This is a genomic window from Ulvibacter sp. 2305UL32-6 (genome assembly GCF_058148545.1).
In genome coordinates, this window is sequence record NZ_JBYVKA010000001.1 from 135420 (window position 1) to 156632 (window position 21213).

Here is a 21213-nt window from a genome sequence, read left to right on the forward strand (position 1 = left end):
ATTGGTTTATTTATAACTTTCGTCTTTAATCTTTCCTTTTTTAATATTAAACAGTATCGATAAATTTCTTTTCGGTTCTATTAAAAACAATAAGGCCTATTAAAAACACCGTTATTGCAACAACTAAGGTATAAAAGAATCCAAACCAAGTAAAAGTTCCTTGACCCAAGATCATAAAACGAAATCCTTCAACAATTTGAGCCATGGGGTTATAGATAACCACCCAAGCATATTCAGGTTTCTTATTAATGATCTCACTGATTGGATATGGAACTGCAGACAAATACATCAGTAATTGAATTCCGAAGCCAACCAAAACATTTAGATCTCGGTATTTAGTGGTCCATGAGGAAATTATCATTCCAGCACCCAATCCTAGTATAGCCATCATTAGTACATAAATAGGGAATAAGGCCAAATAGCTATTCGGTGCTATATCAAATCCAGCGGCCGAATAATATATATATAGTATGATTAAAATAAATATTTGAATTACAAACTTTAATAGGTTTGATATCGTAACTGATAAAGGCATAATAGCCCTAGGAAAGTAAACTTTACCAAAGATGCTCTGGTTCTTTGTAAATGTGGTAGATGTTTCAGAAAGACAGGATCTAAAATAATTCCAGGCGGTGATGCCAGCAAGATTAAACAAAAATGGCGGAACACCACCCGTTTGAATATTTGCAATATTATTAAATATAAGAGTAAAGATTACGGAAGTAAAAAGTGGCTGAATTAAAAACCATAGGGGCCCGAGGATGGTTTGTTTATAAACAGTTGTAATATCCCGTTTTACGAAGAGCACCAGTAAATCACGGTACCGCCAGATCTCCTTAAAATTAAGATCTATGAGCTTTCGTTTTGCCGAAATTTCATACAACCATTTTTCTTCTTTCATACTTGCTCGAAGTTGTCCCAAGTCACTCTTAAACCATCTGCAATAGAGAATAATGGATCATAGCCTATAAGTTCTCTTGCTTTAGAGATATCAGCCAATGAGTCACGTACATCGCCTTTTCGCGGCGGACCGTAATTGGCAGCTAATTTTTTACCCGATATTTTTTGAAGTTCACTCCACAAGGTATTTAAGCTTATACGATCACCAAAAGCGACATTAAAAATTTCATTCACAGCTTCTTCAGGAGCAAAAAACGAACGTACATTGGCTTGAACTGCATTTTCTACAAATGTAAAATCTCGTGTTTGTTCGCCATCACCATTAATGGTTGGAGCTGTGTCTGTCTTTAGTGACTGCATAAACAATGGAATAACCGCTGCATAAGCACCATTCGGACTCTGTTTAGGCCCAAACACATTAAAATAACGTAAACCTATCGTTTTAGTTCCGTAGGTCTTATAAAAAACATCGGCATATAATTCGTTGACCAGTTTGGTCACAGCATACGGCGAAATAGGTTTTCCAATGTTGTTTTCCCGTTTTGGTAATGATTGGCTATCGCCATAGGTTGAGCTAGATGCCGCAAAGACCAATCGCTTTACAGTAGCACTTTCGTTTTGAGCAACAAGCATATTCAAAAAACCTGAAACGTTTACATCATTTGAGGTAATAGGATCATTGATCGATCGTGGCACTGAACCTAATGCTGCCTGATGTGAAACAAAATCGATCCCTTTCATGGCTGCTTTACAAGTGCCTAAATCTCGAATATCCCCTTTCATAAATTCAAATGCGGGATTTCCGTGGAATTCGGTTAAATTTTCTTTTCTCCCTGTCGCCAAATTATCTAGTACACGCACTTTTTTTGCGCCAAAACTCAATAGATATTTTACTAAGTTTGAACCTATAAAACCAGCACCGCCAGTTACTAAGAAACTATAATTTGAAATGTCTTCTGTGTGATAAGCTGTTTTGTACATTATAATCTACCGTCTATTTTGTTTTTTGAAAGAAATGCTTTCACATCAAATACTACAGATGTTTCTGAGGTATAAGTATCTATATTGAATTCACCGAAAGCCGAATGTGCCACGGTTAGAATAATTGCGTCGTAATGATCTTTTAATTCTTTTTCTTCGGAAATAAGTGAAATACCAAACTCGTGTTTCACTTCATCGGCACTGGCCCAAGGATCAAAAACATCTACATTCATACTGTAATTGTTTAACTCATCGATCACATCAATAACCTTACTATTACGGATATCCGGACAGTTTTCCTTAAAAGTAACACCAAGTACAAGTACATTGCCGCCTTTTACCTTACCGTCCTTTTTGATCATCAATTTTACAACTTCGTGAGCTACATAACTTCCCATACCGTCATTCATACGTCTTCCTGCAAGAATGATCTCTGGATTGTAGCCTTCTTCCTGTGCTTTTTGAGCTAAATAGTATGGATCTACTCCTATACAATGTCCGCCAACAAGACCTGGTGTAAACTTTAAAAAGTTCCATTTGGTCGCTGCTGCTTCCAGCACATCTTGTGTATCGATTCCAATAAGTCTAAATATTTTTGAAAGTTCATTTACAAACGCAATATTGATATCACGTTGTGAATTTTCTATCACTTTAGCCGCTTCTGCAACTTTAATAGAAGGAGCCAAATGCGTTCCTGCTGTTATCACGCTTCCGTACAACTCATCGATATACTTTGCCGATTCAGGTGTAGAGCCAGAAGTCACTTTCAGGATCTTGGTCACTGTATGTTGTTTATCTCCCGGGTTGATACGTTCAGGTGAATACCCCGCATAAAAGTCTGTATTAAATGCAAGTCCGCTAGTCGATTCCAAAATTGGAACACAAACATCTTCGGTCACACCTGGATATACGGTAGATTCATAGATCACCACATCTCCTTTTTTCAGTACATTTCCAACAGTTTCACTTGCCTTTTCTAAAGGAATTAATACTGGTTGGTTGTATTTGTTTGTTGGTGTTGGTACAGTTACAATAAAGACGGTTGCTTCAGCAATTTCCGAAGCATCAAAACTAACCGACAAACCAACCGTACCTGAGCCATCTAATACTTTCTGAAGTTCTTCGGAAGTGATCTCTAAGGTGTGGTCTTTTGCTTGTTTTAATTCAGCAATACGCTTCTGATTGATATCGAAGCCTATTACCTTATACTTTTCAGCTAATGCTACTGCTAATGGGAGTCCTACATAACCCAAACCAATAATGGCGATGGTGGGATTTTCTTTCATTTCACTTATCTTAATACGGAAGCAACTATTAATTTAATATCCTCTGTTACACTCCAGTTTTTTATATACTCTTTATTTATTGCTATTTTATCAGGCCAAATAACTTGGTCATTGTATGCTTTTGGGTCATTTTGTTCTTGAAGCAATACATCTTCGTTGCGATACTTCAAGGTTGCTGGGCCTGTAATTCCTGGTTTTACTGTAAGAATTACTCTATCGACTCCTTGCAGTACATCTGCATAACCTGCAACATCGGGTCTTGGACCTACCAAGCTCATATCGCCTTTTAAAACATTGAACAACTGTGGTAGCTCATCCAATTTTGTCTTCCGAAGCCACCCTCCAAATCTCGTTTCACTATTCACAATTTCATGAATATCCTCATGATTCTCGCCTATTAAGGTTCGAATTTTATAACAGAAAAACGGTTTTCCAAGCTGTCCGATACGCCGTTGTTTAAAAATTCCGGACTGTCTTGTACTAAGCGATCCTCCCAGCGTGAGCAAAATTAGTGGAAATATCACAAATGGAAGCATTAAAAAGACAATAGATACATCAAAAACACGCTTGATTGCTAGTTGTCTTTTTGTGAGCATACCGTTGAATATCGTAAAAAATTAAAATTGCTCGTTACTTTCGCTTAAAATATCGTTTTATTTTATCCCAAAGATTTAGTTTAGGTTCGTCTTCGTGGTAGCCATTTCCGTAGGCACCATAACCGTAACCATACCCGTAGCCATACCCGTAGCCATAGCCTTTGCCCTTATCGTTAAAGAAGTTTAGTACAAAACTAATATTGCTGATCTCTCCCTTTCTATATTTTTCATTTACCAAGGCAAACATTCCTTTTTTGGTATAATTTTGACGCACCAAATAGAGCGTAGCATCTGCGAATTTAAGCAGCTCTAAGGCATCCGCTACAAGACCTAAAGGTGGTGAATCTAAAATAATATAGTCATATTCTTCTTTTAAAGTCGAAATAAGCTCTGTCATTCGTTCACTCATCAACAACTCTGATGGATTTGGTGGAATAGGCCCCGACGTAATAATGTCTAAATATGGCACGTGTGTTTTCTGAATGATCTTATCTAGGTTTGCATCATTGATCAAATAATTAACTATACCCAAGTCGTTATTTGCATTAAAATCACCAAAAATTTTAGGCTTCCGAAGATCCAGACCTAATAAAATAGTTTTCTTTTCACTCAAAGCAAAAACCGAAGCGATGTTAATGGAAGTAAATGTTTTACCTTCTCCACTCACACTCGAGGTTACCAATACAGTTTTGGCTCCTTCAATATTTTGTTTTTTATAAATGAACTGGAGACTCGAACGCAAGGCTCTAAACGATTCTGAAATAGCAGATTTAGGCTTGTTTAAAACAGCTAAATTATTCTCTAACAAACTTTTACCTATCACACCTAAGACGGGGATCTTTGAAAGGCGTTCAATATCTTTTACACTACTCACCCGGGTGTCAAAGAACACCTTAGCGAACACAAATAAGAAGGGTAATAAAAACCCATAAAGCAGCGCCATGATATAATTAAGCCGTGTATTGGGCCCAACCTGTCCTCCGCCAATATCTTTTGCGTTGTCAATAAAAAGCACATCACTAACATTCGCTGCCTTTACAAGCGAAGCTTCTCCTTTTTTGGCCAAGAATAAATTATAACTTCCCTGGCTTAAGTTATACTGCCGTTCTATTTTAATAAGATCTTGCTGCTCACGGGGTAACTTTCTGATCTTAGCTTCGTTCTCTGCGATACTATTCCGAATTTCCTTAAGCTCACCTCTCTTTAAACTTTTTGAACTGTTTATATTCTCCAATAACACAGCCTTTACAGCATCAATCTGTCTATCAATATCGGCAAAAACAGGAGCGCCATCTTTGAATGAGTACTGTAAATTATTTCGTTTTTCCGCCAGATCTACTATCCGACCAATCCCAGAACTAATACTAGGCTCACCAATCCCAGAAACAGACGGAGCTGGCACATTGCGATAATCTTGCCTATTTATAAGGTAATCTTCTAAAATGTTATAATAATTTAGCTGCTGATTGATCGCTTCTTCCTGCGAGTCTAAAGTGTTAAGCTTAGTATTAATTTGCTGCCCCTCCGTTTCGAGATTAAAAATTTCATTTTTATTTTTAAAAGAATTCAACTCATTCTCTGCAGCGAGCAATTCTTTAGATTTAATGGCTAAACTACTATCTATAAAGCTGATGGTTTTAGTTGCAAACAAGTTTTTACGCTCCAACATATTTTCGCTCAACACATATACCGAGCTATTGAGATAATCTACTAATTTGGCCTTATTAAGACCTGTTTTAGTGAGCTTCAATATAGAGGACCCTCTACTTTCAGGAGTGATACCCACATTGGAATTTGATTTTACAGCAGAATCAAAATTTATAAAATTGATATAATAGGGAACTCCTGGCTCTACCCTAACCTCTTTATTCGGGACTAGAACAGCAGAGAAAAAAGGTAAAGATACACGATCACCAAGTTTGAATTCTTGGGCGAAGCTTTGAGCCTCCATATATTTGGAGATCTTCTCCTTTTCACCCGTGTAATATTGCAGCCCTATTTTTCCTTCTGGAAATTCAGCAGACAAAATATATGTAATTGAATCGCGGAAAGTTATCGTCATCTCCCGACCCAGCATTTGGGGCTGTGTTGTATCAACTTTGACGAAAAAAGGTGTGGCCTTATAGGCATCTACTTTTTGATATTTACCGTCTTTCTTATAGTTTAAATATAGCTGTAAACGCTCAACAACACGCTCGTTGTGAGAACGTGATTTCAGTGTAATCACAGCGGTATTTACCTTATCTGTAGTTCCTCCCCAGTTGAATGTCAAACTCGTATTGGATGTAAAAAACGGGTTTTGATCATCTTTAATCGAGATCATATTCCCCATACGGTAAATAGGTTGCTTTCGAACATTGATATAATACGCAATTCCAAAAGCAATGGCCAGACTAATAACCATTAAAGGCCAATAACTTAAAAGTTTAAAAAGAAAGCCTTTAAAATCAAAAGTGGTTCCTACGTCATTTGTTTCGATATCTTCACTCATAGTTATAACCTTATAAATAACAATATGGTTGATGTCAACGCCGTAATGACGGAAAGAATTGTTGTAAAAGACTGAAGTCCTGTAGTTCCAGTTCCCAACGATTTCTGCGGAAGTGGATTAATAAGAATAAGATCGTTTGGCTGAACATAATAATAGGGCGAATTTACAGCATCGATCGTTGTAAGATTGATATGATGCACCTTTTGACCTAATGGATATTGCCTAATAATAATGATATTGGTGCGGTCTCCTGTTATGGTGATATCACCACTGTTTGCTATGGCTTCCATAATGGAGAGTTCATCTCTATAAATAATATTAGATCCCGGACTCCCTATCTCACCGTTAATAGTATAACGAATCCCCGCTAATTTAACTGTAACAAAAACGTTGGCTTCTTCTTTATAAAAATCCTTTAATAAGCGCACTTCAATATCATCACGGATCTCTTCTACGGTTTTACCCAATACCGGAATCTCCCCCAGACTAGGCACCCGCACATTTCCGTGCATATCAACCACAAATCCATCGTAATAAAGCTTCTGTTCTCCAGTAGCATTTAGCCCTACATCACTCACAGGATTAAAAATTCCTACTGTTTCTTGATCTAAGGTTTTTATTCGAATACTTAAAAGGTCATTTACCTGAAGCCTGTAAGGTTCCTGCATTTTTCGAACGCTCACAAGGGTATCATAGACAACCCCGTCTTCCTGAAGGTATGTTAATTTTTTAGTAGATATACAAGAGGAGAAACATACTGCAATAACCAAGTATAGTAACAGGTACGTCGATTTCATAACTAAGATTGGGTTCTTATTGAAGCAAATATAGCGTAACCAACGTAATAATGAAACTAAATTTATTTTAACTGACCAAAAACCACTTATTTTGCAAAAAATTGAAGTGTGAACTATCTGTCTGTTGAAAATATTGGAAAATCATATGGTGAACGAGTTTTGTTTCAAGGGATTTCCTTCGGAATTAACTCCGGACAAAAAATTGGTTTTGTAGCAAAAAACGGTACTGGAAAAACCTCCTTACTTAACATTTTATCAGGAGATGACACTCCAGATGAAGGCACGGTCGTATTCCGAAAAAATCTGAAAGTTGCTTTCCTATCACAAGAACCTAACTTAGATCCAAAGCTTACGGTTGAAGAAACGATCTTCACTGCAGAAAACCCCATTCTAACTATTATTGCAGCTTACGAAAAAGCCTTGCTGCATCCAGATGATTCAGAAGCCTACCAAAAAGCATTCGAGGCAATGGAAGCTCATCACGCTTGGGATTTTGAAACCCGCTATAAACAGATCCTTTCTAAACTTAAACTCGATGACCTTTCACAAAAAGTAGGTAACCTGAGTGGCGGACAAAAAAAGCGACTTGCGCTCGCCAACGCTCTTCTTACCACGCCAGATCTTTTGATCATGGATGAGCCTACCAACCACTTAGATCTTGAAATGATCGAATGGTTAGAGCAACTTTTTGCCAAAGAGAATTTTACGCTATTTATGGTTACGCACGACCGCTATTTTTTAGAGCGTGTATGTAACGAAATTGTTGAATTAGACGAAGGACAACTATACAGCTACAAAGGAAATTATAGCTACTACCTCGATAAACGTGATGCTCGTATAGAGAATCAAACTACCGAGACAGGTAAAGCCAAACAACTCTATAAAAAAGAGCTCGAGTGGATGCGCCGTCAACCCAAAGCAAGAACCACCAAAAGTAAATCGCGAATTGATGATTTTGCTGAAATTAAAGCAAATGCTCATAAACGTCGAAACGACAATGAGGTGGAGCTCGAACTCAACATGGAACGCTTAGGAACTAAAGTGGTAGAAATTCACAAAATATCGAAATCCTTTGGCGACAAAAATCTCTTCGAAAAATTTGAATACAACTTTTTACGTGGCGAACGCCTTGGAATCATTGGTAAAAACGGAACAGGCAAATCTACTTTTCTAAACATTATTACAGGCTCACTAAAACCAGACTCTGGTAAGGTGGTCATTGGCGATACCGTTAAATTTGGTTATTATACACAAAAGGGTATCACCATCAAGGAAGGACAAAAAGTGATCGATGTGATTCGTGAATATGGCGATTATATTCCGCTTAAAAAAGGAAGACAGATCTCCGCTAGTCAGTTGCTGGAGCGCTTTCTCTTTGAAGGCAAAAAACAATACGATTTTGTAGACAAACTCAGTGGTGGCGAACGAAAACGCCTATATCTCTGTACCGTACTCATTCAAAACCCAAACTTTTTGATCCTCGATGAGCCAACAAACGATCTCGACATTGTTACGCTCAACGTTTTGGAGAGCTTTTTACTCGATTTTCCTGGTTGTCTCGTCGTAGTTTCTCACGACCGTTATTTTATGGATAAGATCGTAGATCACCTATTTGTGTTTCGTGGCGATGGCGAGATTCAGGATTTCCCAGGAAATTACTCCGATTTCAGAATCTATGAAGACAGTCAGCCATCAAAAAAGGAACTCGAAGCAGCACCTGCCAAGGCAAAAAACGATTGGAAAAAGGACACTTCAAAAGCCGCTTTAAGCTATAACGAACAAAAAGAACACAGCCGTCTAGAACGAGATATTGCTCAATTGGAGCGAGATCGTGAGGCACTTCAAGCTAAGTTTGCCACCGAAAACTGGGAAGGCGAAGAAATAAATAAACAATCGGCTATCTTACAAAAGATCATCGATGATATCGCCAAGAAAGAAATGCGATGGTTTGAATTATCTGAAAAGCTAGAAGGTGACAGTGAGTAGTGATTTGTAGGTTTTTGACATTCATATTACAGTTAAAACTTTTAGCTTTAAGCTTTGAACGCATCAAATCATTAATTCATCAAAGCATTAATTCATTAAATCATTGATTCACTGAAGCATTCAATCACATCCTATTTAAAATTCATCACGCGCGCCACCAACGCACACGGCGTCCACTCCCCTTTTGTTTATGAGCTGGTTACCCAATGTATTTATGACAAAGCATCATATAAAGCCTATTCTCTTCTGAAATCTTATAACACCGAGATCGCTTTAGATAAGAGAAAAATTGTGATAACCGACTTCGGGTCGGGCTCGCGGGTATTTAAGTCGGATGAAAGAAGCATCTCGGCTATCGGAAAACATGCAGGGATCACACCCAGGCGACAACGCTTACTATTTCGATTAGCACACTACTTTCAACCCAATTCGGTGCTGGAACTGGGCACCTCTTTGGGTCGCGCCACCGCAGCACTTTCCTTGGCAAATTCTTCAGCGATCATCGATACGGTTGAGGGTTGCCCAAATACTTCGGAAGTAGCCAAGGGGCTTTTTAAAAAATTCGGTTTAAAAAACATACAACTTTACAACAGTTCCTTTGAACAATTCTTTTCCGACGAAACCAAAACGTACGATCTCGTCTTTATTGACGGAAACCACAACAAACAAAATACCTTAGATTATTTTGAGATCCTTCAGAAACGAGCAAATAACAATACCCTACTTATCTTTGATGATATTTATTGGAGCTCAGAAATGACCGAAGCCTGGCAGGAAATATGTACTCGTCCCGAAGTCACTGTAAGTATTGATCTTTTTTATTGGGGACTTGTTTTTTTCAGAAAAGAACAGCGTAAAGAACATTTTAGTATCAGAATGTAACATACCAAAGGTCACTGCGTCTTATGGTAGTAATTGGTATCTTGCAAACAATAAACCTTTCAGCATGAGTTTAGTTATTAAAATCAGAAACATCACCAGAGATTTCCCCTTAGGACAAGAAATTGTTAAGGTTTTAAAAGGAATCGATCTCGATATTGAGCGTGGTGAATATGTGGCGCTTATGGGGCCTTCTGGCTCGGGTAAATCTACCCTTATGAACCTTTTAGGATGTTTAGACACAGCTACTTCGGGGTCTTATGAGCTAAACGGAAAGGATGTAAGTAATATGTCGCAAGATGAATTAGCCGAAATACGAAACACTGAAATTGGCTTTGTATTTCAAACGTTTAATTTGTTACCTAGAACCACGGCTTTAGAGAATGTCGCTTTGCCAATGGTCTATGCTGGCGTTCCTAAAAGTGCGCGTATAAAAAGAGCTGAAGAAGTACTAACCGATGTTGGTCTAGCAGATAGGATGGATCACAAGCCCAATCAACTTTCTGGAGGACAACGCCAACGTGTTGCTGTTGGTAGAGCCTTGGTAAACAAGCCATCGATCATTCTTGCCGATGAGCCTACAGGAAATCTCGATTCAAAAACTTCCGATGAGATCATGAAACTCTTTAATGATATTCATGCCGCGGGAAACACCGTTATTTTGGTAACCCACGAAGAAGAAATCGCAGAACACGCTCACCGTATCATTCGTTTACGTGATGGCATTGTGGAGAGCGATGTACGTAAAACTGTTGCTCATAGCTGATTAAAATTATAAACGGTTCGTGCTATTTTATAAATTGCACTTTTTCTCTTTGATCTTTAGTGAAAATTTACGCAACGAAATGACCAAGTAACCAACCCAACTTTACTCTTGCAAATTCATCCAACGCGCTGTATCTTCACGCTATGGAAATAAGTTTTTCAAATCCCATTGTTGTTATCGTGATTGTGGCCGTATTATTTGGTCTCATTTATATGTGGAGCAGACATAACAACAACAAGCAGAGCGAGCGTAGACGTCGTAGTTTTAAGCAAAACTATGAGGAGCGAAAAAAGAAACAGAAAAAAGAATGAAAGTTTACACAAAAACAGGAGATAAAGGCACCACGGCCCTTTTTGGCGGAACACGAGTCCCTAAACACCATATTAGAATTGAAAGCTATGGAACAGTTGATGAACTCAACTCACACATCGGGCTTATTCGCGATCAAGAAATAGATCCTCGATCAAAAGAAATTTTGGTTCATATTCAGGACAAACTCTTTACCGTTGGCGCAATTTTAGCAACACCTCCTGAAAAGGAAACCCTTAAAAATGGAAAAGAACGTCTTAACATCCCAAAGATTGACGCTGCCGAAATTGAGCTGCTCGAAACCGAAATGGACGTAATGGACGCTACCTTACCTCCTATGACGCACTTTGTCCTACCTGGCGGTCATACTACTGTGTCATATTGTCACATAGCACGCTGTGTGTGTCGTAGAGCCGAACGAATGGCTACATTATTACACGAAGAAGAACCTATTGACGAACGTGTTTTAATGTATCTCAACCGACTTTCTGACTATCTTTTTGTGCTGGCACGGAAGTTGTCTTATGACCTGCAAGCGGAAGAAATTAAGTGGATTCCCGAAAAACTTTAGTTACTTTTTAGCCTGTGCAACACACTGATTTTAAGACAGTTGCAAACGTTCTTAAAAATATAGCATAAATAATGGTTATTTTCCTTGACTTTTTCAACTAAAAAATTATTTTTGCACAAAATTAAACACCCTTTCTATGTACTGGACATTAGAACTCGCATCTTACTTAAGTGATGCACCCTGGCCGGCAACTAAAGATGAATTGATCGACTACGCTATTAGAACAGGCGCACCGCTTGAAGTAGTCGAAAATTTACAAGCCATTGAGGACGAAGGAGATTCCTACGACTCTATTGAAGAAATTTGGCCTGATTATCCCACGGACGAAGATTATCTGTGGAATGAAGATGAATACTAACATGCGCCTTAATAACGCGCTAACATAAATACTAATAAAAAAAGTCTCTTTCAATAGGGACTTTTTTTTTGCTCAAAGAACACGCATTAAAACGCCAGAAGCCTTTGCTATCTTGTTTTTTTACGTTTTTTTTGTATACCGCTAAAAAGGCACCCAGCCAATAGCGATTTAGCATTAAATACAGCATAATATCATGGGATTTTTAGACAACGTATTAAAAGTTTTTGTAGGAGATAAATCCAAAAAGGACATTGGTGACATTCAACCATATGTTAACCAAGTTAAAGAACACGAAGCAGCACTCGAAAAGCTATCTCTTGATGAGCTACGAGCGAAGTCGGATTACTTCAGGAAAAAGATAAAAGACGATCAGTCTGAGATCCAATCACAGATCGACCAGCTTCAAAAGGAAGCCGATGTAGAAGAAGATATTGACAAAAAAGAAGATATCTATAACAAGATCGATGCACTTAAAAACGATCGTTACGAAGTTGAAAAAGCAACTCTCGACGCAATCCTTCCCGAAGCTTTTGCAGTAGTAAAAGAAACTGCAAAACGTTTTAAAAACAATACAACCCTTACCGTTACTGCCAACGCTTTTGATCGTGAAATTTCAGGAGAAAAGGATTATGTAACCCTAGAAGGCGACAAAGCGATCTGGCAAAATTCATGGGACGCGGCTGGAAAGCAAGTAACCTGGGATATGGTTCATTACGATGTACAGCTTGTTGGTGGTGTTGCATTACATCAAGGAAAAGTAGCAGAAATGCAAACTGGGGAAGGTAAAACATTGGTGGCTACGCTTCCTGTATACCTCAACGCACTTGCTGGAAATGGGGTACACCTTGTAACCGTAAACGATTACTTAGCCAAACGTGATAGCGCGTGGATGGCTCCTATCTTTGAGTTCCACGGAATGACCGTAGACTGTATTGATTACCATACTCCAAACTCTGAGGCACGAAGAAAAGCATACAATGCCGATATTACTTATGGAACGAATAATGAATTTGGTTTCGATTACCTGCGTGATAATATGGCGCATGCACCCGGTGATCTTGTACAACGCCCACACCACTACGCGATCGTCGATGAGGTAGATTCTGTATTGATCGATGATGCGAGAACGCCTTTGATCATTTCTGGTGCAGTTCCACAAGGAGATAGACATGAGTTTAATGAATTAAAACCTAAAATTGCTGATCTGGTAGCTATTCAGCGAAAGCACTTAACAGGTGTTTTAGCCGAAGCCAAAAAATTAATTGCCGCTGGCGATACTAAAGAAGGTGGTTTCTTATTACTTCGCGTTTATCGTGGTCTTCCGAAGAATAAAGCCTTGATCAAATATCTTTCAGAAGATGGAATTCGTCATATTCTTCAAAAAACGGAGAATACCTATATGGCAGACAACAATCGGGAGATGCCAAAGGTAGATGCTGATTTGTGGTTTGTTATTGAAGAAAAGAACAATCAGATCGACTTGACCGATCAAGGGGTTGAATATCTTTCGGGAGCTGATAATCCAGATTTCTTTGTCATGCCAGAAATGGGAACTGAAATCGCAAAAATTGAAGCTAAAGGCCTTTCTTCCGAAGAAGAAGCTGTTTTAAAAGAAGAGCTATTTCGTGACTTTGGTGTAAAAAGTGAACGTATACACACGCTAAACCAACTACTTAAAGCGTATACATTGTTTGAAAAAGACACCCAGTATGTGGTGATGGACAACAAGGTGATGATCGTTGATGAACAAACTGGTCGTATCATGGATGGGCGTCGTTATAGCGACGGACTCCATCAGGCAATTGAGGCAAAAGAAAATGTCAAAATTGAAGCGATGACGCAAACTTTTGCAACGGTTACGCTTCAAAACTATTTCAGAATGTATAATAAGCTTTCTGGAATGACAGGTACTGCAGTTACTGAAGCTGGTGAACTTTGGGAGATCTATAAATTGGATGTAGTTGAAATTCCAACCAACCGACCAATCGCACGAGAAGATAAAGAGGATAAGATCTATAAAACAAAACGTGAAAAATACAATGCGGTTATTGAAGAAGTAACCGATCTCTCACGAGCTGGAAGACCTGTTCTTATTGGAACAACATCGGTTGAGATCTCAGAATTGTTAAGTCGTTTGTTAAGTGTGCGCAATGTTCCGCATAATGTACTAAACGCGAAACTGCACAAAAAAGAAGCAGATATTGTTGAGGAAGCGGGTCACGCGGGTGTTGTTACTATTGCAACCAACATGGCTGGGCGTGGAACCGATATTAAATTAAGTGAAGAAGTTAAAAAAGCCGGCGGTTTGGCCATTATTGGTACAGAACGTCACGATTCTCGACGTGTAGACAGACAGTTACGTGGTCGTAGTGGACGTCAGGGAGATCCGGGAAGTTCACAGTTTTATGTGTCTTTGGAGGACAATTTGATGCGTCTCTTCGGAAGTGAGCGTATTGCAAAAATGATGGACCGTATGGGTCTTAAGGAAGGCGAAGTGATTCAGCATTCTATGATCTCAAAATCGATAGAGCGAGCGCAGAAAAAGGTAGAGGAGAATAACTTCGGAATTAGAAAGCGTTTACTCGAATATGATGATGTGATGAATGCGCAACGTGAAGTTGTTTACAAACGTCGTTACCATGCATTGTTTGGAGAGCGTCTTCGTGTAGATATTGCCAATATGATCTATGATACTTCGGAAATCATTACGGAGAGCAATAAGATGGCACAAGATTACAAGAATTTCGAATTCGAATTGATCAGATACTTCTCAATGAGCAGTCCGATTACTCCCGAAGAATTTGAAAAGATGGATGTTCAAAAGATCGCTGGTATTGTTTATAAAGCGGCTTACAAGCATTATCAAGATAAAATGGCTCGTAGCGCTGAAACCGCTTTTCCAGTTATTAAAAACGTATACGAAACACAACGCGAAAAGTATAAACGTATTTTAGTACCATTTACAGATGGTATCAAAACGCTTAATGTTGCAACCGACTTAGAAAAAGCGTATGAAACGCAAGGTAAACAGTTGGTTACTGATTTCGAAAAGAATATCACTCTTGCTATCATTGATGATGCGTGGAAAACTCATTTACGTAAAATGGATGAGTTAAAACAATCAGTTCAGCTTGCTGTTCACGAACAAAAAGATCCATTACTTATTTACAAATTTGAAGCCTTTGAGTTATTTAAAGGAATGATAGAAAAAGTGAATAAAGATGTATTGTCGTTCTTGTATAAAGGGGAACTTCCGCAGGAAAATCAGCAGCAAATTCAAGAAGCTCGCGAAGTTCGTTCAAGAGAAAAATTGAATGAGCAGAAAGATGAAATTCCAAATATGGATGAGCGTGCTGCCGAATCTCGTGCTGCAGGACAGACACAACCGCAACGTCAACAAGTTACTGAGACCATTACCCGGGAACAACCTAAAATTGGGCGTAATGACAAAGTGACCATCAAGCATGTGATGAGTGGCGAAAGCAAAGAAGTTAAATATAAACAAGCCATTCCGCTTATCAATAAAGGCGAATGGGTTTTGGTTGACTAAGACTAGCTAATTATAAATTAAGAAACCTTGGAACAGATTTTTTCAAGGTTTTTTTTTATTATCTTCGGAAAGTAAGTATATCAAACTACTTGATAAAAACATGAAAAAAGTACAGATCGAAATAAAATGGGCCGTCGTTTTTTCAGTAATGGCACTCGCTTGGATGCTACTCGAAAAAACACTGGGCTGGCATGACGAAAAAATTGCCGATCACTTTTGGCTAACCCTGCTATTTCTTCCTTTTGCCTTCTTAATGTACTTATTGGCAATGCGCGAAAAACGTCGTAGATATTATGACCGACATATCACATGGAAACAAGCTTTCACCACAGGCGTTGTTATGAGTGTTTTTGTTGCGTTACTTTCACCACTCGGGCAATACCTTACTCACAATTATATCACACCTGAATATTTTGTGAATGTGAAGAATTATTCGGTGACCAATGAAGTAATGACCATCAAAAAGGCCAATGAATATTTTAACATTAGTAACTATATTATGCAAGCCGCTATTGGAGCACTTGTTGGTGGCGTTGTTATTTCGGCTATTGCTGCCCTATTTGTAAAACGCTTACGAAAGCCATAAACATTTCTTTTTAAGTTTATTTATGTTACTTTTCTTCGGAAGAAACCAACGCATCATAGACAGCTGAAATAGAAACAATGCTAAAAAGGCAAAATCATAAATAGCTATATTAGAAACTTTAACTTCGGAAAATGGATTTCTTAATGTTGGCCACCGCAGCCTTTGCCGCGATATTCTTTTTGGAATTATATCTGATTGACTATTTTGGTAACGAGAACCGTTAACCTAGTGAAGAGTTACATTGCTATACAATGCATCTATGGTAAATGTTTTGTTGGGGTTTGGTTTGTTTAAATAACCTTGAATAAGGACACGCTCACCGCGCTTAGAAGACGTTAGGTTGAGTGATTTTGGATATTTTAGTGTAGAACGTTTTCCGTCTAAAGTAAAATTGAAGTTATTACTGGGGATAGCAAAAACGGCATCGTTATTTTTTAATGTGATGTTAATAGTATTGAAGCCTTTAGAAACAGCATCGATCTTAAAGTTGCCTAATGACCCCACTAGCGTCGCATCACCAGTGATCGTACCTATTAAGACATCACTCGAATTAGAACGTAGATTGATACGATCAACTGTAGAAATAGTACAATTTTCAACAAACTTTACATAGAGTGTTCCGCGCTTCCATTCATTTACAATAACAGGCGCATAAGCAGCATTGATGAGGGTCCCCCCCCCATCAATACTGTTTGCAGTAAACGCCGAATAATTTAGCGTTGCTTTTACATTGATCGCATCTGCCATTTTGATCTCTCCATGACGAATATTGATCTCTGTTTTTGAGTTTTTTGGCATACGAATGATCAAATGCTTAGTTGCTTTTACATCCTTTAACTTGCCTGTTTTACCGCTCTTAAGGAGTATGGTTTTATTACCATTGGGATCAGTGATCACTTTTTTTGTATAAACACTGTTAGGATCTCCATTTTCATCTTCAAACTGTTTTGCCCATTTTTCCATATCCTTCCCGAAATTCTCCCCCCAGGCTTCCATTTCTTTCCCAAACTTCTCTCCCCAGGCTTCCATTTTGGCTTCCCATTCGGCACTCAATCGTTCGCCATTCTTTTCATCCCATTCTTTGGCAAATTCTTCTCCCCACTTCTCCATTTTGACTTGAAAATCTTTCCCAAATTTTTCTTTGATATCTGATTCCCATTTCTTCATATAAGCCTCCTCATCTTTGTTATAGGCATCATAATCAAACTTCAAGGTTCCCATATTTTTCAACAGATCATCTGGCATGACCGGCATTTCAAATGTGGTCATAACCGGCATATTTTCCATCATTGGACCTAAAAATTCTAATCTTCCAAGCTCGCTTAAACCGCTAAGCGCTTCCATTCCACCCAGATTTAATCCTGGATATGAAGACACTACGATACGTGAGCTATTGCCAAGTACCTCTAGATTCCATGATTCTAAGATCTGTTTTTTCTCGGCTTCCGTCAAGTTCTCTCCTTCTACATAAGCTTCAACCTCAACTTTGTCTTTGTTCCAGGTTTCAAAGGTTACATTGGTATGACTTGTATTGACCGAGATCAATATATCGTCACCCACCACATCAAAAGATTCTATCTTCTTCGTTTGCGCCGTTATAGAGAACGACACACCCAAAAATAGGATCACAAGGATGCTAAATTTGTATGCTATTGTATGTTTCATTGTTTTGATTTTTTAGTTCTTTTAATTTATTTTTCAGTTTGAACAGCAATTCCAAACGTAATTGTAAATTATCTATCAAAGCAGTGATGGTTGATTCGGTTGGTCCCACTTCGTTCAATTCGGTATTTAAAAGCGTATAATCAATTGACAATGATTCTAACTGCTCCATATATCCTTCAATAACATCGCGGTTATCATCATTTATTTGAAGCGACGCCAACTGTACATTAATACCGGTCACATAATAATCTTCCACTTTCTTTAAATCGGGTGACAGCGACCCTAGCGTTAGCTGTGGACTCTCCAAAGTATTATTTTCTTCGGAAGTCTCTACAAACTCTTCACCTCCAAGTAAGTTCTTTTCAGAAAGGGAGTAATACCCAAAAATACTAACCGCAATAAGGGATACGGCTATTGCGGCCACCTTCATCCAAGAACGGCTAAAACCTTTCTTTTCTGAAAGTATCCTAATACCATCCGTGGAAGCTTGTTCTGTAAACGCAGCTTCTAACTTGGTAGCAAAACGCGCTTCATGATCTTTCGAAAGTTTTGGACCATCGTGCGAATCTTGTTGCAGCAATTTTCTAATATCCTGTGCCATATTGCAAGTGTTTTAGGGATTTTTGTAATTGTAATTTTCCGCGGTGTAAATTGGTTCTAGAAGCACTTTCAGTAATACCCAAAATCTGGGAGATCTCTTGATGATCATAACCTTCCATAAGAAACAATTGCACTACGGTTCTGTAATTTTCAGACAACTCTTCAATTGCTCGTTTAACTTCTGCCATACTTGCCGCATCTGGAACATTCCATGATTCTGGTTCATCATCTGCAATATGCAATATGTCTTCATTAATGCTATAAAAAGTTGCCTTACGCGCTTTAATTATATCGAGACAGGTATTGATCACAATGCGCTTTAACCAAGCGCCAAATGTAACTTCCCCCTGAAACTGATGCAGCTTTTTAAACGCTTTTATAAAAGCTTCCTGCATTGCGTCTTCTGCTTCCGCAGTATCCTTTACATACCGATTTGCCACAATGAACATTCCGTCACAATAGCGCCGGTATAGCTCCATTTGTGCTTTGGGGTCATGCTTTTTGCATAATTCAACAAGTAAAGAATCAGTCAAACGTGATGGTGTTTTTGGTTGCTGTTCGTAAAAAAGACGACGAATAGACCTTGATGTTTCAAATTATTTTCAGAAAAAAAACCCACACACAAAATGATATTGATCAATTGGTGTATGGGCGCTTTTAAACAGTGCTATTTTTGGAAATATCCATCAAAACCCTATTCGTTTAACAACAAATTTAGGGTTACTGTAATATTATCGCGAGTTGCCTTTGAAAACGGACAAATCTCATGCGCGGCATTAACAAGATCTTCACCAGTTTCTAGATCAACACCTGGAATATAACAATCGAGCGTCGCTTCCAAAAAGAAACCATCTTCATCCTTACAGAAGCCTATGGTTGCAGTAACACTAATATTCTCATCATCAATTTCTACTTTCTTTGCAGCGGCAACTGCCTGAATGGCTCCCCCGAAACATGCCGAGTAGGCCGCTCCGAAAAACTGCTCAGGATTTACCCCTTCGCCTCCGTCACCACCCATTGATTTAGGTACTGAAAGATTAAAATCAATTTTTTCGTCTTCGGAAGTAACATGCCCTTTTCGACCTCCTTTGGTTGTCGTTGTTGCTTCATATAGCGTTTTCATACGTATAATTTTAAGTAATTAATATAAATTCAAGATACTATGACTATTCATGCTATTAAAATTGATATTCATAAAATTGTCATAAATTCACATCATGACAGATTCGTCTAAAAATACAAACGCACTCTCCGAAAAAGCGGGTATTCAACAACCACCAAGGTTGAGTGATAAAGTTGCTCAAAAACTAAAGAAAAGCAGAAAGAAGGCTCCTTCAACAGCAACACTGATAAAAGGTATACTCGCCAGTGATAAAGCTGCTTTAAGTCGCGGAATTACTTTGATAGAGAGTACAGCTCCCAAACATCAGGAACAGGCGAAAGAGCTTATATCGGCCTGTCTTCCTAAGGCAAACCACTCTACACGCATAGGAATCACCGGAGTCCCCGGAGTTGGCAAAAGTACCTTTATTGAGCAACTAGGACTCTTATTAACCGCCAAAGGCCATAAAGTTGCTGTCTTAGCCGTAGACCCTAGTAGTTCTATTAGCCACGGAAGTATTCTAGGAGACAAAACACGCATGGAAGCACTCGTTACCGAACCAAACGCATTTATAAGACCTTCCCCAAGCGGCGATTCATTAGGAGGCGTGGCTCGTAAAACCCGCGAAGCTATAATTTTATGTGAAGCTGCAGGATATGATCAAATAATTATTGAAACGGTAGGCGTGGGACAAAGTGAAACCGCCGTGCACTCAATGACCGATTTCTTTTTATTGCTTAAACTAGCCGGAGCTGGGGATGAACTGCAGGGCATGAAAAGAGGGATCATTGAAATGGCCGATGCCATAGTGATCAACAAGGCTGATGGTGAAAATGTAAAAGCAGCCAAACTAGCCAAAACAGCTTTTAACCGAGCTTTACATCTCTATCCGATAAAAGAGAGCGGGTGGTCTCCAAAAACAATGACCGCAAGTGCTTTAAACAACGAAGGTATTGAGGCAGTGCTGGAAATGATCAATAGCTATATTAAGGATACTTCAGAAAATGGCTATTTTCAGAAAAAAAGAAAAGAACAAAGTACATTTTGGCTAAAACAAACCATCGAAAATCGCTTAAAAGATAATTTCTATTCGAATTCCGAAGTAAAAAAGGAACTGGAAAAACAACTCGCTTTACTTGCCGAAAACAAGACAACTCCTTTTGAGGCAGCCGAAAAAGTACTTAGATCGGCTAAAGATTAGGAGTATTAATCTGCTTTATTTTCACGAGGCGTATAGTGCTTTAAAAACTCCCCTTTTGGCTTTCCATCATCAAAAGAACTAAATTTTACAATGGTCCTAGTCTTGCTACGAGCATCTTCATTACTCATCCCCTCATATTCTATTCGATAGAGCGATGAAAATAACTGCGCACGACCAGCGCCATGATAGCAATGGATGAGAACCGGGTAATTGGACGAATCGTCCATTACCTTAAAAAAACGTTCTAATGTAGCTTCATCAGGTACTTGACGAGAACCTACATTATAATAATTAACTCCATCAAGTTTTTCAACTGCTTCTTGTTCAGCAATTAATTCTTCTGGAATTTCTGGATTATTTATGGTGTCTTTAGTACCTGGAAAACGCAGGTCAACCACGCTTTTTATATAATTACTTTTGATGTAATCTTCAATTTCGTCCGGCGGTATCACACCCGATTTATATACTTTTCCTTCGGTTATAGTAGCAAAGTTGTGATTTATATTGACATCATATACATACTTCCAGACAAAAAATAACACTACAAGCAGTAGTAGAATGGCAATTCTTTTCTTCATTTTATAAAACT

At 38.5% G+C, this 21213-nt stretch carries 19 protein-coding genes; 8 read left to right on the forward strand and 11 right to left on the reverse strand.

Annotated features, from left to right (window positions below; all coding sequences use genetic code 11):
* Nucleotides 1–46: 46 nt before the first annotated feature.
* Genes ACY2RU_RS00680 through ACY2RU_RS00705 form a run of 6 tightly spaced genes read right to left on the reverse strand, consistent with a single transcriptional unit; the run spans nt 47 to nt 7051 of the window.
* A complete protein-coding gene (locus tag ACY2RU_RS00680; protein ID WP_490136477.1) occupies nt 47–901 on the reverse strand; it encodes an ABC transporter permease in 855 nt (284 codons plus the stop codon).
* Nucleotides 898–1881 carry an SDR family oxidoreductase gene (locus tag ACY2RU_RS00685; protein WP_490136478.1) on the reverse strand — a complete coding sequence of 328 codons (984 nt, stop codon included), beginning with the start codon at nt 1879–1881 and terminating at the stop codon, nt 898–900. Before ACY2RU_RS00685 ends, ACY2RU_RS00680 begins: the two co-directional genes overlap by 4 nt.
* On the reverse strand, nt 1881–3167 hold the full coding sequence (locus ACY2RU_RS00690; protein ID WP_490136479.1) for a nucleotide sugar dehydrogenase: 1287 nt from the start codon (nt 3165–3167) through the stop codon (nt 1881–1883). The genes ACY2RU_RS00685 and ACY2RU_RS00690 overlap by 1 nt, the downstream gene beginning before the upstream one ends.
* 5 nt (nt 3168–3172) lie before the next feature.
* Complete coding sequence (locus ACY2RU_RS00695; RefSeq protein WP_490136480.1) at nt 3173–3763, reverse strand: sugar transferase; 591 nt, start codon at nt 3761–3763, stop codon at nt 3173–3175.
* Between the two features lie 34 nt (nt 3764–3797).
* On the reverse strand, nt 3798–6254 hold the full coding sequence (locus tag ACY2RU_RS00700) for a polysaccharide biosynthesis tyrosine autokinase (protein ID WP_490136481.1): 2457 nt from the start codon (nt 6252–6254) through the stop codon (nt 3798–3800).
* A gap of 2 nt (nt 6255–6256) precedes the next feature.
* Nucleotides 6257–7051, reverse strand: coding sequence for a polysaccharide biosynthesis/export family protein (locus ACY2RU_RS00705; RefSeq protein ID WP_490136482.1), 795 nt, complete (start codon nt 7049–7051; stop codon nt 6257–6259).
* A 108-nt stretch (nt 7052–7159) separates the two neighbouring features.
* On the opposite strand from ACY2RU_RS00705, the gene ACY2RU_RS00710 reads away from it, so the two are divergent.
* The 7 genes from ACY2RU_RS00710 to ACY2RU_RS00740 all read left to right on the forward strand — a co-directional run bounded on the left by ACY2RU_RS00710 (nt 7160) and on the right by ACY2RU_RS00740 (nt 16056).
* Nucleotides 7160–9037: an ABC-F family ATP-binding cassette domain-containing protein gene (locus tag ACY2RU_RS00710; RefSeq protein ID WP_490136483.1), complete on the forward strand. Its 1878-nt coding sequence runs from the start codon at nt 7160–7162 to the stop codon at nt 9035–9037.
* A 291-nt stretch (nt 9038–9328) separates the two neighbouring features.
* The gene (locus ACY2RU_RS00715; RefSeq protein WP_490136484.1) at nt 9329–9919 is read left to right on the forward strand and encodes an O-methyltransferase; all 591 of its coding nucleotides are present in this window, start codon (nt 9329–9331) and stop codon (nt 9917–9919) included.
* 64 nt (nt 9920–9983) lie between these two features.
* On the forward strand, nt 9984–10682 hold the full coding sequence (locus ACY2RU_RS00720) for an ABC transporter ATP-binding protein (protein ID WP_490136485.1): 699 nt from the start codon (nt 9984–9986) through the stop codon (nt 10680–10682).
* Between the two features lie 307 nt (nt 10683–10989).
* Entirely contained in the window at nt 10990–11562 is a 573-nt protein-coding gene (locus ACY2RU_RS00725) for a cob(I)yrinic acid a,c-diamide adenosyltransferase (protein ID WP_490136486.1), read from the forward strand.
* 136 nt (nt 11563–11698) lie between these two features.
* Entirely contained in the window at nt 11699–11920 is a 222-nt protein-coding gene (locus ACY2RU_RS00730) for a DUF2795 domain-containing protein (protein ID WP_008272287.1), read from the forward strand.
* A 193-nt stretch (nt 11921–12113) separates the two neighbouring features.
* Nucleotides 12114–15470: a preprotein translocase subunit SecA gene (gene secA / locus ACY2RU_RS00735; RefSeq protein ID WP_490136487.1), complete on the forward strand. Its 3357-nt coding sequence runs from the start codon at nt 12114–12116 to the stop codon at nt 15468–15470.
* A gap of 100 nt (nt 15471–15570) precedes the next feature.
* Nucleotides 15571–16056: a DUF4199 domain-containing protein gene (locus tag ACY2RU_RS00740; protein WP_490136488.1), complete on the forward strand. Its 486-nt coding sequence runs from the start codon at nt 15571–15573 to the stop codon at nt 16054–16056.
* A gap of 225 nt (nt 16057–16281) precedes the next feature.
* Here ACY2RU_RS00740 and ACY2RU_RS00745 read toward each other — a convergent pair whose 3' ends face one another.
* The 4 genes from ACY2RU_RS00745 to ACY2RU_RS00760 all read right to left on the reverse strand — a co-directional run bounded on the left by ACY2RU_RS00745 (nt 16282) and on the right by ACY2RU_RS00760 (nt 19444).
* Nucleotides 16282–17721: a hypothetical protein gene (locus ACY2RU_RS00745; protein ID WP_490136489.1), complete on the reverse strand. Its 1440-nt coding sequence runs from the start codon at nt 17719–17721 to the stop codon at nt 16282–16284.
* Nucleotides 17693–18322, reverse strand: coding sequence for a hypothetical protein (locus ACY2RU_RS00750; RefSeq protein ID WP_490136490.1), 630 nt, complete (start codon nt 18320–18322; stop codon nt 17693–17695). The genes ACY2RU_RS00745 and ACY2RU_RS00750 overlap by 29 nt, the downstream gene beginning before the upstream one ends.
* On the reverse strand, nt 18306–18854 hold the full coding sequence (locus ACY2RU_RS00755) for an RNA polymerase sigma factor (RefSeq protein WP_490136491.1): 549 nt from the start codon (nt 18852–18854) through the stop codon (nt 18306–18308). The genes ACY2RU_RS00750 and ACY2RU_RS00755 overlap by 17 nt, the downstream gene beginning before the upstream one ends.
* 161 nt (nt 18855–19015) lie before the next feature.
* Complete coding sequence (locus tag ACY2RU_RS00760; RefSeq protein ID WP_490136492.1) at nt 19016–19444, reverse strand: organic hydroperoxide resistance protein; 429 nt, start codon at nt 19442–19444, stop codon at nt 19016–19018.
* Between the two features lie 94 nt (nt 19445–19538).
* On the opposite strand from ACY2RU_RS00760, the gene meaB reads away from it, so the two are divergent.
* Nucleotides 19539–20624 carry a methylmalonyl Co-A mutase-associated GTPase MeaB gene (gene meaB, locus ACY2RU_RS00765; protein WP_490136493.1) on the forward strand — a complete coding sequence of 362 codons (1086 nt, stop codon included), beginning with the start codon at nt 19539–19541 and terminating at the stop codon, nt 20622–20624.
* 5 nt (nt 20625–20629) lie between these two features.
* Here meaB and ACY2RU_RS00770 read toward each other — a convergent pair whose 3' ends face one another.
* Entirely contained in the window at nt 20630–21202 is a 573-nt protein-coding gene (locus ACY2RU_RS00770; RefSeq protein ID WP_490136494.1) for a dual specificity protein phosphatase family protein, read from the reverse strand.
* Nucleotides 21203–21213 lie beyond the last annotated feature (11 nt).

Coding starts and splice junctions, on each gene's coding strand:
- ACY2RU_RS00680 (WP_490136477.1), bottom strand. CDS start 901: ATGAAAGAAGAAAAATGGTTGTATGAAATTTCGGCAAAACGAAAGCTC.
- ACY2RU_RS00685 (WP_490136478.1), bottom strand. CDS start 1,881: ATGTACAAAACAGCTTATCACACAGAAGACATTTCAAATTATAGTTTC.
- ACY2RU_RS00690 (WP_490136479.1), bottom strand. CDS start 3,167: ATGAAAGAAAATCCCACCATCGCCATTATTGGTTTGGGTTATGTAGGA.
- ACY2RU_RS00695 (WP_490136480.1), bottom strand. CDS start 3,763: ATGCTCACAAAAAGACAACTAGCAATCAAGCGTGTTTTTGATGTATCT.
- ACY2RU_RS00700 (WP_490136481.1), bottom strand. CDS start 6,254: ATGAGTGAAGATATCGAAACAAATGACGTAGGAACCACTTTTGATTTT.
- ACY2RU_RS00705 (WP_490136482.1), bottom strand. CDS start 7,051: ATGAAATCGACGTACCTGTTACTATACTTGGTTATTGCAGTATGTTTC.
- ACY2RU_RS00720 (WP_490136485.1), top strand. CDS start 9,984: ATGAGTTTAGTTATTAAAATCAGAAACATCACCAGAGATTTCCCCTTA.
- ACY2RU_RS00725 (WP_490136486.1), top strand. CDS start 10,990: ATGAAAGTTTACACAAAAACAGGAGATAAAGGCACCACGGCCCTTTTT.
- ACY2RU_RS00730 (WP_008272287.1), top strand. CDS start 11,699: ATGTACTGGACATTAGAACTCGCATCTTACTTAAGTGATGCACCCTGG.
- secA (WP_490136487.1), top strand. CDS start 12,114: ATGGGATTTTTAGACAACGTATTAAAAGTTTTTGTAGGAGATAAATCC.
- ACY2RU_RS00740 (WP_490136488.1), top strand. CDS start 15,571: ATGAAAAAAGTACAGATCGAAATAAAATGGGCCGTCGTTTTTTCAGTA.
- ACY2RU_RS00745 (WP_490136489.1), bottom strand. CDS start 17,721: ATGAAACATACAATAGCATACAAATTTAGCATCCTTGTGATCCTATTT.
- ACY2RU_RS00750 (WP_490136490.1), bottom strand. CDS start 18,322: ATGGCACAGGATATTAGAAAATTGCTGCAACAAGATTCGCACGATGGT.
- ACY2RU_RS00760 (WP_490136492.1), bottom strand. CDS start 19,444: ATGAAAACGCTATATGAAGCAACAACGACAACCAAAGGAGGTCGAAAA.
- meaB (WP_490136493.1), top strand. CDS start 19,539: ATGACAGATTCGTCTAAAAATACAAACGCACTCTCCGAAAAAGCGGGT.
- ACY2RU_RS00770 (WP_490136494.1), bottom strand. CDS start 21,202: ATGAAGAAAAGAATTGCCATTCTACTACTGCTTGTAGTGTTATTTTTT.